The organism is Vreelandella hamiltonii (assembly GCF_014651795.1).
GTDB lineage: Bacteria > Pseudomonadota > Gammaproteobacteria > Pseudomonadales > Halomonadaceae > Vreelandella > Vreelandella hamiltonii.
In genome coordinates this window covers 89761-102394 of the sequence record NZ_BMXO01000007.1, presented here as the reverse complement: position 1 = coordinate 102394, position 12634 = coordinate 89761, and the positions used below count along the sequence as shown (strand labels likewise).

The window sequence follows — 12634 nt, the reverse complement described above, 5'->3', positions numbered from 1 at the left end:
CGATACGTCGTCGCGTGTCATGGTCAAGAAAGATGCAGCAAGCCGCATGCCAATCAGACGTGGTCAGGTAACAAGAAACGTTTAAATTTTTAGCTACTCGTGCGCGTCTTTAATGGTAGTTTGCGAAAAGAAGACAGAAATAACGAACGCGCACGCGCATCACAAGGTAACGAGCGCTCTGCATGGCGTGGCGCTAACGTGCCATTGACAGGATCGATGATCAGCAATGGGCGATGTGGCAAGACGTGGCTGAGGGGGAGTCGGCCAATATGAAACCATCAAGCTCGGAAGAGCCACCGTCGCCAGCCGTCCGGTTGCCCTGGTACCGGACGCTGGTCGGTAAAGTGGCGGTATTCATGGTGCTGGGGGTAGTCTTTGCCTACTCCATGGGGGCCTTGCTGGGCTTTGCCATCGTGGAGCGCAGTGCACGCGAACAGTGGGCCCGGGAAGCGCTGGTGAATGCCCAGATCGTGAGCGCCACGATTCGGCGTATCTACACGAATGTCGCGGTACGCACGGACCTCTCAGGCCAAGTGACGCACCTGGTGTCCGAACAGCCCATTGGGGATGAAGACTCGGTGCTCAGTACGGGGTTCAGCCCTGTGGATGTGTTGGCGCTGGCGAGTGCGCAAACGCGCCACAACGTCTGGCTGTTTTCACGTTTGCCAGATGGCGGCTTCGCCATGGTCGCCGATGCCCACCACGGTGAAGAGACCACGCTCGAACTCCCCCACGTCCCAGAGCTGTCGCTGGCTGCTTCTGGCAGTGAGCTGTACGTGGGCTTTGCCCGGCTTGGCGAGCAGGAGCACTTCATCAGCGCATTGCCCATCGTGTCTCCTCAGGGGGAGTTATGGGGGGTGTCGGTTGCCACCATTGGCACCAAGGCGACGCTGTACCAGGTGCACCGCGAGCTTCTGCTGAAAGTCGTCGCCTCACTGGGCATCGTGCTGTTGGCCACGGCCTTGCTGTTGAGCCTGCTGATGCATCAGCTGTTCAAGCCCGTGCCGCGTCTGATCAAGGCGTTGACGCATATTTCCCATAACCGAACCGAGCAGGCAACGCCCTACACACAGCGCCAGGATGAGATTGGCTGTATGGCCCAGGCCATTGAAGCGTTACGCAAAAAAGTCGTCGAGCGCGAGCTGCTGCTTGAGGTCAAGGAGGAGGCGCTCAAGTTCCAGCACCTGGCGCACCACGATGCGCTGACCAAGCTGCCTAACCGTGTTCAGTTCAACGAGGCCTTGCAGGTCGCCGTCGCGCAGCTGTCGGGAGGCGAGCGCTTCAATGTGATGATTTTTGACCTGGATCGCTTCAAGGCCGTCAACGATACGTTAGGGCATGCCGCCGGGGATGAACTGCTGGTCCAGGCCAGCCGACGGGTACAGCGGCTGTTGGCCGAGCGTGAGCTGGTGGCGCGCCTGGGAGGCGATGAGTTCGCGATTCTCCAGCCTGTTCACCACCATGCGCTGGACGAAGCCAGTGTGCGGGCAGGGCGGCTGGTCGCTGCGCTGCGCGAACCCTTTGACCTGCAGGGAGAGCGCGTCCAGATTGGTGTCAGCATCGGGATTGCCCTGGCCCCCCGGGATGGCGAAAGCAGCCATACGCTGTTGCGCAGTGCCGATGTGGCGCTTTACGCCGCCAAGGCCATGGGTCGAGGGCGTTATCAGGTGTTCAGTAGCGGCATGACCATGGGAGCCAGCCATGACGTGTAGCGTGATCGGGCGGTATATCGCGTTGATGGGCTTGCTGCTGCTGGCCATGGGCACGGCCAGCGCCCAGACAGGCCCGACGCTTGCGCGTATTCAGCAGGATCACACCATTCTGATTGGGCACCGAGAACACGAGGAGCCGTTCTCCTACGTGGTGGAAGGGCGGCCCATCGGCTACTCCATCGATATTTGCCAAGCAGTGGTCGACAGCATCAGCGCTCGGCTGGGTGGGCCTGCGCTGGCAGTCACCTTCGTGCCGGTGACGCCCGCCAACCGCTTCATCCTGCTGAGCAAGGGCGATATCGACCTTGAGTGTGGTGTGACGACCAATACCGCAGAGCGGCGTCGGCAGGCAGCATTTTCCTATCCCCATTACTTCAGTACTACTCGCTATGTGTCGCTGGCGAAGAATGCGCTGGATCGCATCGAAGACCTGACAGGGCGCAGCGTCGTATCGACCACAGGGACGCTCAATATCGAGCAGCTCAATGCCATGAACCGGGAGCAAGGCCTCAATATCTCGGTCATGCTGAGTCGCTCCCACGACGAAGCGTTCACCATGGTAGCTGCCGAGCAGGCGTCTGCGTTCGTGATGGACGATATCTTGCTGGCGGGCCTGGTGGCGTCCGATGCCTCTCCCGAGCGCTTTCATATCTCGTCGGAAGCGCTGAGTGACCCCGAACCGTATGGCCTGATGTTGCGCCGTGACGACCCCGAGTTTTTAGCCTGGGTCAATGAAGCGTTACGCGCGCTCTATCAGAGTGGCGACATGCTGGCGCTTTATGAGAAGTGGTTCTTGTCTCCCATTCCGCCCGACCAGCAGGTGGTGGGGCTACCCATGAGCCCTCAGCTGGAGGCCGTTCTGGCACACCCGGAAGCATTCGCTGAGTAAGGAGTGAGTCATGTCACGAAGATACAGGCGCTGGTGGGTGGGGTTGATGGCCTCCTTGGGCGCCAGTGCGTTGGCGTTCGCTGCCGAGATCGACACCTTGGAACGCCTCAGGGAAACCGGCACGCTGCGAGTTGGCTATGGCGATACGGCGCCTTTTTCCTATGCGGATGATCAGGGCCGCGTGGTGGGGTATACCATCGAGCTGTGTCAGCGGGTGGCCGAGCATTTACAGCAGCAACTGGCACTTCCCCACCTGGAGATCGAATACGTCTTCCGTACCCCGGGTAACCGAGTTCAATTATTGAACAGCGGTGTGATCGATATCGAATGCAATGCCAGTACGAATACGGCAGAGCGCCGCCGTAGTGCGGATTTTTCGCTGAGCCACTTTTTCGTCTCCGTGCGCTATGTTGCGCTGGCCAAACATGGGTTTGCCACGTTGCAGGATCTGGCGGGGCGCAGCGTCAGTGTGGCGCGCGGAACGGTGAACGTGGGGCAGATCAATCTGGCCAACCGCGAGCAGCGTTTGAACCTGTCGGTGGTGCCGGTGGAAACGCTTCAGGAGGCTTTTGACCTGGTCACCCATGAGCGGGTGGCGGCGTTTGCCATGGATGACATTCTGCTGAGCACGATGATGGCAGAAACCGGCAACCCCGCGGCCTATCGCCTGTCGGAAGAGGCGATAACGGCGGAGGAGCCGCTGGGGCTGCTGATGCGCCGAGGCGATGACGCTTTTGTCGAGCAGGTGAACCAGGCGCTGCGCCAGATCTATCAAAGTGATGAGATGCTGGCGCTTTATGAGCGGTGGTTCCTGCAGCCGTTGCCCGGCAAAGAACTTACTCTGAACGTGCCGCTGAGCGAAACGCTGAAAAACCACTTTGCCAATCCCCAGGCCTCCCCTCAGATCACCCCTCAGGCTGTTTTACAGGACTAGGCGCGGGCTTTTTTAGCCGTGGCAGTACTGGGGGCTTTCTCGCGTCGTTCGGCCAGGTGCTCTACCTTGCGCTGCTTTTCGTACAGGAAGCGCAGCACTTCCTGGCGGTAGCGGTTGTAGCGGGGGTCGTCGGCCAGCGTGATACGGTTGCGGGGGCGCGGCAGGTCGATGTCGAGAATTTCGCCAATGCGCGCCGAGGGGCCGTTGGTCAGCATCACGATACGATCAGACAGCAGCACGGCCTCATCCACATCGTGGGTGATCATGATGACGGTATTCCCCAGCTCGTCCTGAATGCGCATCACCTCTTCTTGCAGGTGGGCGCGTGTCAGCGCATCCAGGGCGCCAAACGGCTCATCCAGCAGCAGTACCTTGGGCTCCATGGCCAGAGCGCGGGCGATCCCTACCCGCTGCTTCATGCCGCCGGAAATCTCTGAAGGGCGTTTGTCGAGGGCATGGGACATACCGACCATGTCCAGATTCTTGAGGATCCAGGCGTGGCGTTCGGCCTTGGTCTTGCGGCGGGCAAAGGTCTTGTTCACTGCCAGCGCCACGTTTTCGTACACCGTGAGCCAGGGCAGTAACGAGTGGTTTTGGAAGACCACGCTGCGGTCGGGGCCTGGCGCATTGACCTCCTTGCCATCCAGGATGACCGCGCCAGAGGTCGAGGAGGTGAGCCCGGCGATGATGTTGAGCAGGGTCGACTTGCCGCAGCCCGAATGGCCAATGATCGAGATGCACTCACCCTTGGCGACGCCCAGGTCGATCTCCTTGAGCACGTTGGTAGTGGCACCTTTGGTGGCAAAGGTCATGTCCACCTGCTCGACGCTTAAATAGTGTGAAGCCATGATCCAATCTCCTGGGTTAGCTTTGGGTGGTGCCACGGGTCACGCACTGGCCGATGAAGGCCACGATGCGGTCAAGAATGAAGCCCACGATGCCCACGTAGATGAGTGCCAGCACGATGTCGCTGAGCATGGAGGCATTCCAGGCGTCCCAGATGAAAAAGCCGATGCCCACGCCGCCAATCAGCATCTCGGCGGCCACGATGGCCAGCCAGGAAAGCCCTACTCCAATGCGCAGGCCCGAGAAGATATAGGGTGCGGCGGCGGGCAGCATGATACGGGTGAAATACTCCATGCCGTTGAGGCGAATCACGCGGGCCACGTTGCGGTAATCCTCGGGGATATTACGCACCCCCACCGAGGTGTTGATGATGATGGGCCAGATGGCGGTGATGAAAATCACAAAGATGGCCGAAGGAGTGCTGTCCTGAAACCCGGCCAGTGAAATCGGCAGCCAGGCCAGCGGAGGCACGGTGCGCAGCACCTGAAACACTGGGTCGAGGCCACGCAGGGCCCAGGTCGATTGGCCCACCAGCACGCCCAGGCTGATGCCTACCACCACCGCCAGCAGGTAGCCATAGGCAACGCGCTCCAGGCTGGCCAGAACCTGCCAGCCCATGCCCTTGTCGTTGCCGCCGTAGTCGTAGAAGGGATGAATGATCAGCTCCCAGGTATCGTTGAGCACCTGCGAGGGCGGCGGCAGCGCCGCGCCAGGATGGGAGCACAGCGCTTCCCATAGGCCGATCAGAATGGCCAGCACGACCACCGGCGGCAGCACGTTTTTGACCAGGGTATCGCGCAGGCGTAGCAGCACAGGGTGCACGCCTGGCATGGGGGTAGACAGCGTATTGGTTCTTGATGAAGTCGTCATGAGGCTCTCCCAGGCTGCCTGGCTCAGGCCAGCGCCTTGATCTCCAGGCTATCGAGGTAGGCTTGCGGGTTTTCCGGGTCGAAGACCTTGCCGTCGAACAGCGTTTCGACGCCGCGAGAGGTGGAGTCCGGAATGTCTGCCGAGGCCACGCCAAGGGCGTGAGCGGCTTCTCGCCACAGGTCTTCGCGGTTGACCTGCTCGATCAAGGCCGCGCTGTCGAAGTCCTGCGGCAAGTAGCCCCAGCGCTTGTTCTCGGTCAGGAACCACAGGTCGTGGCTCTTGAAGGGGTAGGAGGCGTGCTTGTCCCAGTAGCGCATCATGTGCGGATGGTTTTCCACGACGCGCCCGGTGCCGTAATCGAAATTGCCCTGAATACGGTCAATGAGGTCGGCATAAGGCGCATGAATCCAGCGGCGGCGTGAGCAGATCTGGGCCATCTCCTCGTGGTTGGCCGGGTCTTCGCACCACATTTGCGCTTCCATGATGGCCATCAGCAGCGCTTTGGTGGCGTTGGGGTGGGCTTCGACGTAGTCGCTGCGCATGGCGAAGGCTTTTTCCGGGTGGTCGTTCCACAGCTCGCCGGTGGTATTGGCGGTGTAGCCGATGCCCTGGTTGATCAACTGCTGGTTCCAGGGCTCGCACACGCAGAAGGTGTCCATACTGCCCACCCGCATGTTGGCCACCATCTGGGCGGGGGGAATGGTAATGGTGGAGATGTCGCGGTTGGGGTCGATGCCCCCGGCGGCCATCCAGTAGCGAATCCACATGTCGTGGGTGCCGCCGGGGAAGGTCATGGCAGCGCTGACTTCGCTGCCTCCACTGCGCTTTTCCGCCAGAGCCTGGGCAAACTCACGGGTATCCAGCCCGACCTTGAGGTCGGCGTACTCATCGCCCACCGAGATGCACTGCCCGTTGAGATTGAGGCGCGCCAGAATGCTCATCGGCACGGGAATGTTGTTGGGGGTCATGGCACCGCTGGCGATCAGGTAAGGCATGGGCGTCAGGATGTGTGCGCCATCGATCCCGTTACGCTGGGAACCCAGCACCAGGTTGTCTCGGGTGGTACCCCAGGAGGACTGCTTGAGAACCTCCACATCGGTCATGCCGTGCTTGGCAAAAAATCCTTTTTCATCGGCCACGAACAGCGGCGCTGCATCCGTCAGCGCAATGAACCCGAGTTTGGCCGACGTGGTTTCCAAAGCGCCGTTGGCAAAAGCCCAGCTCATGGGCAGGCTGCTGAGCACGGCAGAGCCTCCCACCACGGCGGCGGAGCTTTTGAGAAAGTGGCGACGTTCCGGTGAGTGGGACGAAGAGATTTTTTTGCGCATGACACGGTTCCTGCCCTTTGGAGACAAAAACGGCGCCTGCAATCAGCCCCGTTGAGGAGCTGTTGCAGACGCCGTTGTCTGTTGATCATCTTTTTTATCGCCGAGCCCACGTTGGCCCAGTTTGCTATCCCCTTGTCTTGTGCAGCTAACATGCCAAATGGCTGAGTCGTTTTTGCGAAATATCAGCTTTTCAAAAGGTTAGTCATAAGAGTCGAAGAGACGTCTTGTTCTCGACGGAGGCAGGGATGATGCGGTGCAGCGTAGAAATGGTGCAGTTTTGGCGAAGTTGCACGAAAAAGAAGCAGGGTTGTTAGCAAGTTATCAATAACGTCAAACAATGTGAACTCTATTGTCAAGATGGTAACTTCCCAACAGAATGTGATTAACGCATTGAGGCTCGGTAACGGGCATCACATTCAAGGAAAGGGATTTCTCGACTGGGCTGGCAAACGTTGGTTGGTCAGCGAGGGGGTAACATGAACAAGCTATTGGCAAACATCTCGGTAAAAACAGGTCTGACCGTTGTACTGGCCATCTTTGGTGTATTGATCATGGTAGTTGCTTTTATCGCTCATTTATCAGGCGAAAGGGGCGCGCGCTCGCTAGTAGTACTGGATACCATTTCGATGGGTCAGATGTTGCCGCTTGCACGTGTTCAACGTTCGGTGGGGTTTTCTCAGTTGGCTTACATGAACGCTGTCGCAGCGGCTGAGGATGGGCAGCGTCAGCAAGCTCAGTCCTATCTGGCGGAGGCCGACGGCTTCTTGCAATCAGCCCAGCGCTACTTTGCCGAGTTCGAGGCTTCGTCCCCCCGTGACATCAATGGCGAATTGGCCGATGCCGTCATTACCGACTTTCATGCGGTCATGCAGCAAGGGTTTGTGCCGCTCGCTGCTGCGGTCACCTCTGGTAATTACGTACAGTTGATGAGTATACGGCAAACCCTTAGTTCTCTTAACCAGGAGTTAATCTCATCGAGCATGGCGTTCAATGACTTCCTCGAGGATTACAGTGATCAATTGGTGGCCAACTATGAACGCGACGTGCAAATGTTCGGTTACATCGATATCGCCGTGATCATCGTTGCGCTTTTGACCATCGTGCTGGTGCGTATGGCTATGGTGAGGTCCATCGTCAAGCCCCTGGATGAAGCCGTGGTGCATTTCGAGCGCATTGCCGAAAACGATCTGTCATCCCGCGTGGACCTGCGCGGAAGCAATGAAATTGGCAAGCTGTTCAGCGCCATGCAGCGCATGCAGAGTGGCCTGGCGGCCACGGTAGCGACCGTGCGCGACAGCAGCGGCTCGATCTACATCGGCGCACGAGAAATTGCCGGGGGCAACGCGGATTTATCGTCGCGCACCGAGCAGCAGGCAGCCTCCCTGCAGGAAACCGCCGCCAGCATGGAGCAGTTGACCCAAACCGTGAAGCAGAACGCCGATAACGCACGTCAGGCCAGCACCCTGGCCAACGATGCTTCGGGTAAGGCGGTAGAAGGCGGCGACGTGGTCGATCAGGTCATCTCGACCATGCACGGGATTTCTTCGAGCTCCCAGCAGGTGGCCGATATCATCAACGTGATCGACTCGATTGCCTTCCAGACCAATATTCTGGCGCTCAATGCCTCGGTCGAGGCTGCCCGGGCAGGCGAGCAGGGGCGCGGTTTCGCGGTCGTCGCCAGCGAAGTACGCAACCTGGCCAGCCGCAGTGCCGAGGCGGCCAAGGAGATCAAGCGATTGATCGATGCTTCCACGGCGCAGGTCAATGAAGGCTCTCAACTGGTAGAAAAAGCCGGTGCCACCATGCGGGAAGTCGTCGGGTCGGTACGCCGGGTCACCGACATCATGGATGAAATATCGGCAGCCTCCCAGGAGCAGAGCGCGGGCATCGAGCAGGTCAATCAGGCCATCGCTCAGATGGATGAGGTCACCCAGCAGAATGCGGCGCTGGTGCAAGAAGCGTCTGCGGCGGCCAGTTCGCTGGAGGAGCAGGCCGAACGGCTGGAGGGCGTGGTGGCGGCATTCCGCCTGGAGCAGGGGAGCGAGCGTCGTCAGCCCGCGCTGGCTACTTCACAGCCCCGCGGCGAGCTGCTGCGCCCCCAGCTTACGGGTAAGCCGAAGCCCAACGCGGCCGCCAGTGCCGAGCAGGAGTGGGAAGCGTTTTGATAAGCTGAGGTTATCTCTATGAGCCACAGAGCCCCGCCACCGTAAACCGGTGGCGGGGCTCTGTGTTTTGCGCCTGTATGGTCAAGCAGCAAGCCGACTTTTCAGACAGCGCCTAGTTGAGCGCGCTGGCCACTTCCTCGATTTGCAGGGCCAGGCTCTGCAGGCCGCCGCCAGAGAGGTACCAAAGCGCAGGGGTGAGCATCACCAGCTGGGCGTCCGTGCCCGCTTCTGCCCACTGCTGGCGAAGCTGCTCGGCGTCTGCGGGCTCGTCGCCAATGGCCGCACTGCGGTCGATCACCAGCACGATCTCAGGGTCGATCTCGGCAATGGCGTCAGCGGAAAGCGGCGTAAAGGTGCGTTCGCCGCGTACTTCGGGGGTCACGCTCTCGGGCATCTCCAAGGCAGCAATGCCCAATACTTCATGAACCACCGGGTGCTGATTGAGCATCAGGTTGCCACCATTATGGGTGACCACCAGCGTCGTCGGGGCATCCTGCAGTGTTTCCCGCTGGCGCTCGATTTCGCTATTCAGCGTCTGCAGGGCCTCTTCGGCCGCGTTTTCCACCGCCAGTTGGCTAGCCAGTTCACGCACGTTGCGCTCGATGGAGTCAAGATACGCCTCACCGGCCACGCTGGCATCGAACAGCGGGGCGATTTCGCCCAGCGCGTCGGCCCACTCTGCCTGGCGGCCGGTGTGTACGATCAACGTCGGGCTGGCCTCTGCCAGTGCCTCCATGTCGGGGGAGCGCAGGCCGCCGATGTCGGTGTGGCGGTCGGCGGCATACTGTTCGAGGTAGCTCGGTAAACTGGCTTTGGGCACGCCCACCACCTGTTCACTCACCCCCAGGGCGTCCAGCGTATCCAGGCTGCCTAGATCAAACGTGGCAATGCGCTGGTCGGCGCTCGCGGCGGCGCTGGTCAGCAGTAGTGCAGTGGCGATGGCGGTTACTTTCATGAGAGGCCCTTTTTTGAGGAACACAGCTTTGAGAAACACAGCTGTTCTTTGAGAAATATAGCTATATGCAATAATTTCTCATCATTGCAGCAAGCAGCGGCGTTGTCGCGTGTTGAAAAGGGAACGGCACGTTGCAGAAAATGCGACCGCCTCCTTAGAGGCGGTCGTGGTGGCGCATGGTGATCAAGCAACCAGGCGACTAAGAGGCGACGCGGAAGGGGTTGCGCGGGTCGTCATCCCAGGCGAGGAAGGGCTTGCCGGTTTCCTGAGGCACCATGGTGATGCAGTTCTCCACCGGGCAGGTGATCTGGCACAGGTTGCAGCCCACGCACTCGTCTTCGATGACTTCGTAGCGGCGCGCGCCGTCCTGCTCGGTGAGCTTGGCAATCGACTGGTGAGAGGTGTCCTCGCAGGCGATATAGCAGCGGCCACACTCGATGCACAGGTCCTGGTCGATATGGGCGATGGTCTTGAAGTTGATATCCAGGTGCTTCCAGTCGGTGGTTTGCGGCACCGCCTTGCGGGAAAACGCTTCGATGGAGTCGTAGCCTTTTTCCGCCATCCAGCGGGAGAGGCCATCTTTCATCTCTTCAACAATGCGAAAACCGTTGAGCATGGCCGCGGTGCACACCTGCACGCTGCCCGCGCCCAGGGCGATGAATTCCGCCGCATCCCGCCAGGTGGAAATTCCGCCAATACCGGAAATGGGCAGCGTGGGCGTGGCTGGGTCTCGGGCAATTTCTGCCACCATGTTCAGGGCGATGGGTTTCACCGCGCTGCCGCAGTAGCCGCCGTGGGTGCTCTGGTGGCCCACGGTGGGTTTGGCGACCATGTTGTCCAGGTCGATGCTGGTAATGGAGTTGATGGTGTTGATCAACGAGACCGCATCGGCTCCACCCCGCAGCGCCGCCTGGGCGCCCACGCGAATATCGGTGATGTTGGGGGTGAGCTTGACGATGACCGGCTTGGAGTAGTGCTTTTTACACCAGTAGGTGACTTTTTCGATCAAATCCGGGTTTTGGCCCACCGCCGCGCCCATGCCGCGTTCCGGCATGCCGTGGGGGCAGCCCAGGTTGAGCTCGATGCCGTCTGCCCCGGTGGCTTCCACCCGTGGCAGGATATACGCCCAGGCCTCCTCGTTGCAGGGCACCATGATGGAAACGATCAGCGCCCGGTCCGGCCAATCCTTCTTCACCTGGGTGATCTCTTGAAGGTTGATCTCCAGCGAACGGTCGGTAATCAGCTCGATATTGTTGAAGCCGATCACCTCGCGGTTTTTGCCGTAGTGGGCCGAGTAGCGGGAGGAGACGTTCACGGCAGGCGGCTCTTCACCGAGGGTTTTCCATACCACGCCGCCCCAGCCCGCTTCATAGGCGCGCACCACGTTGTAGGCTTTGTCGGTAGGCGGGGCCAAGGCCAGCCAGAAGGGGTTGGGGGCTTTGATACCGGCAAAGTTCACCGACAGATCGACGCCGTTCACTACGCTGTCGCCGCTATGTTTCTTGCCTGGAAAAGAGAGGGTGTTGAAAGGTGTGGTGTTCATGCGGCCTCCTGCTGGGCGGCGAGCGCTTGATGGATGGCGTGGGCGGCCAGCTTGCCGTGCTGCACGGCCTGCACGGTGAGGTCCTGGCCGGGTTTGACGCAGTCGCCGCCGGCATAAACGTTGGTCAATGAGGTCTGGAACAGCTCATTGACGTGGATGCGCTCGCCATCCCGGGCCAGTTCGGAGGCGGTGGCATCGCGTAGGCTGTCGCCCTCGAAGCCCTGGCCGATGGCGGTGAAAATGGCATCCGCCGCGATCTCGAAGGTCTCACCCGTGGTGGAGAGGCTGCCTTGCTGCTCTGCGGTGTGGGCAAAACGCATGCCTGCCACTCGCCCTTGGGCATCCAGCAGAATCTCGTCCGGCTGGGCCCAGGTCACCATGCGCACGCCGTTGGCCTTGGCAATCTCCTGTTCGTGGTCGGTGGCGGACATCGCCTCAGTGCCACGGCGATACACCAGAGTGACCTCCTTGGCCCCCAAACGCGCCATTTGCGTGGCCATATCGATGGCGGTATTGCCTGCGCCAATCACGATGCAGCGTTTGGCCACGGCCAGGGTGCTCAGGTCATCGGTTTGGCGCAGGGTCTTGATGTAGTCCACGGCGGGCATCAGGCCCTGTGCATCTTCGCCGGTCAGCCCTAGCGTGCGGCTGGCCCCCAGCCCCAACCCCAGAAACACGCTGTCGTACTGCTGGCGCAGGGTATCGAGAGTGAGGTTGTCGCCCAGACGCTGGCCGTACTGGAGGTCGATGCCGCCAATGTCCAGCAGGAACTCGACTTCCTTGCGGGCAAAATCGTCGGTCATCTTGTAGCGGGCAATGCCGTACTCGTTGAGCCCGCCAGGCTTTTGCTCGGCCTCGAAGAGGGTGACCTGGTGGCCCAGCATGGCCAAGCGATGAGCGCAGGAGAGGCCCGCAGGCCCCGCGCCCACCACGGCAACATGGCGGCCAGTGCTGGCGGCCCGCTTGAAGGGGTGGCTATCGAACTGCATGTGATCGGTAGCGTGACGCTGGAGCAAACCGATTAGTACCGGCTGGCACTCGGCGTCGTGGTTACGCACGCAGCTGCGTTCGCAAAGGATTTCCGTGGGGCACACCCGGGCGCAGCTGCCGCCGAGGATATTGGCTTCCAGAATGGTTTCTGCTGCGCCATTAATGTTGTTGTCACTGATTTGGCGGATGAAGCTGGGAATGTCGATGTCCGACGGGCAGGCCTCGACGCAGGGCGCGTCATAGCAGTACAGGCAGCGCTGGCTTTCGATGATGGCCTGGCGCGGCGTCAGCGGCGGATGCAGGTCGCTGAAGTTGCTTGCCAGCGTCGCTGGGTCGTAGGTGCCGACCTCTTTTGCGCTGGGCAGATGATCAAGTGAATGGGTCACGGTCGTTTCTCCCTGG

The 12634-nt window shown here is 60.4% G+C and carries 10 protein-coding genes; 4 read left to right on the top strand and 6 right to left on the bottom strand.

Features of this window, described 5'->3' with window-relative positions; translation table 11 throughout:
• The first annotated feature begins 269 nt into the window (after positions 1 to 269).
• Genes IE061_RS09120 through IE061_RS09110 form a run of 3 tightly spaced genes read left to right on the top strand, consistent with a single transcriptional unit; the run spans position 270 to position 3535 of the window.
• Positions 270 to 1712, top strand: coding sequence for a GGDEF domain-containing protein (locus IE061_RS09120; protein ID WP_193461457.1), 1443 nt, complete (start codon positions 270 to 272; stop codon positions 1710 to 1712).
• Positions 1702 to 2601, top strand: a complete 900-nt coding sequence (locus IE061_RS09115) for an amino acid ABC transporter substrate-binding protein (RefSeq protein ID WP_229800799.1) — start codon at positions 1702 to 1704, stop codon at positions 2599 to 2601. Before IE061_RS09120 ends, IE061_RS09115 begins: the two co-directional genes overlap by 11 nt.
• Positions 2602 to 2611: 10 nt before the next feature.
• Positions 2612 to 3535 (top strand): amino acid ABC transporter substrate-binding protein, encoded by a 924-nt coding sequence (locus tag IE061_RS09110; protein WP_230478422.1) that lies wholly within the window; start codon positions 2612 to 2614, stop codon positions 3533 to 3535.
• Here the strand turns inward: IE061_RS09110 and IE061_RS09105 are convergent.
• Genes IE061_RS09105 through IE061_RS09095 form a run of 3 tightly spaced genes read right to left on the bottom strand, consistent with a single transcriptional unit; the run spans position 3532 to position 6579 of the window.
• Positions 3532 to 4383 carry an ABC transporter ATP-binding protein gene (locus tag IE061_RS09105; protein WP_193461456.1) on the bottom strand — a complete coding sequence of 284 codons (852 nt, stop codon included), beginning with the start codon at positions 4381 to 4383 and terminating at the stop codon, positions 3532 to 3534. The genes IE061_RS09110 and IE061_RS09105 overlap by 4 nt on opposite strands.
• 16 nt (positions 4384 to 4399) lie before the next feature.
• Complete coding sequence (ntrB, locus tag IE061_RS09100; RefSeq protein WP_230478421.1) at positions 4400 to 5251, bottom strand: nitrate ABC transporter permease; 852 nt, start codon at positions 5249 to 5251, stop codon at positions 4400 to 4402.
• A 23-nt stretch (positions 5252 to 5274) separates the two neighbouring features.
• The gene (locus IE061_RS09095; RefSeq protein WP_189463499.1) at positions 5275 to 6579 is read right to left on the bottom strand and encodes a CmpA/NrtA family ABC transporter substrate-binding protein; all 1305 of its coding nucleotides are present in this window, start codon (positions 6577 to 6579) and stop codon (positions 5275 to 5277) included.
• Positions 6580 to 7055: 476 nt separating this feature from the next.
• Here IE061_RS09095 and IE061_RS18225 point away from each other — a divergent pair, with 476 nt between their 5' ends.
• The gene (locus IE061_RS18225; protein WP_193461455.1) at positions 7056 to 8744 is read left to right on the top strand and encodes a methyl-accepting chemotaxis protein; all 1689 of its coding nucleotides are present in this window, start codon (positions 7056 to 7058) and stop codon (positions 8742 to 8744) included.
• 112 nt (positions 8745 to 8856) lie between these two features.
• Here the strand turns inward: IE061_RS18225 and IE061_RS09085 are convergent, their stop codons facing one another.
• The 3 genes from IE061_RS09085 to IE061_RS09075 all read right to left on the bottom strand — a co-directional run bounded on the left by IE061_RS09085 (position 8857) and on the right by IE061_RS09075 (position 12618).
• On the bottom strand, positions 8857 to 9699 hold the full coding sequence (locus IE061_RS09085) for an ABC transporter substrate-binding protein (RefSeq protein WP_193461454.1): 843 nt from the start codon (positions 9697 to 9699) through the stop codon (positions 8857 to 8859).
• Between the two features lie 199 nt (positions 9700 to 9898).
• Positions 9899 to 11242, bottom strand: coding sequence for an NAD-dependent dihydropyrimidine dehydrogenase subunit PreA (gene preA / locus IE061_RS09080; protein WP_230478420.1), 1344 nt, complete (start codon positions 11240 to 11242; stop codon positions 9899 to 9901).
• Positions 11239 to 12618: an NAD(P)-dependent oxidoreductase gene (locus IE061_RS09075; RefSeq protein ID WP_193461453.1), complete on the bottom strand. Its 1380-nt coding sequence runs from the start codon at positions 12616 to 12618 to the stop codon at positions 11239 to 11241. Before IE061_RS09075 ends, preA begins: the two co-directional genes overlap by 4 nt.
• Between the last annotated feature and the right edge of the window lie 16 nt (positions 12619 to 12634).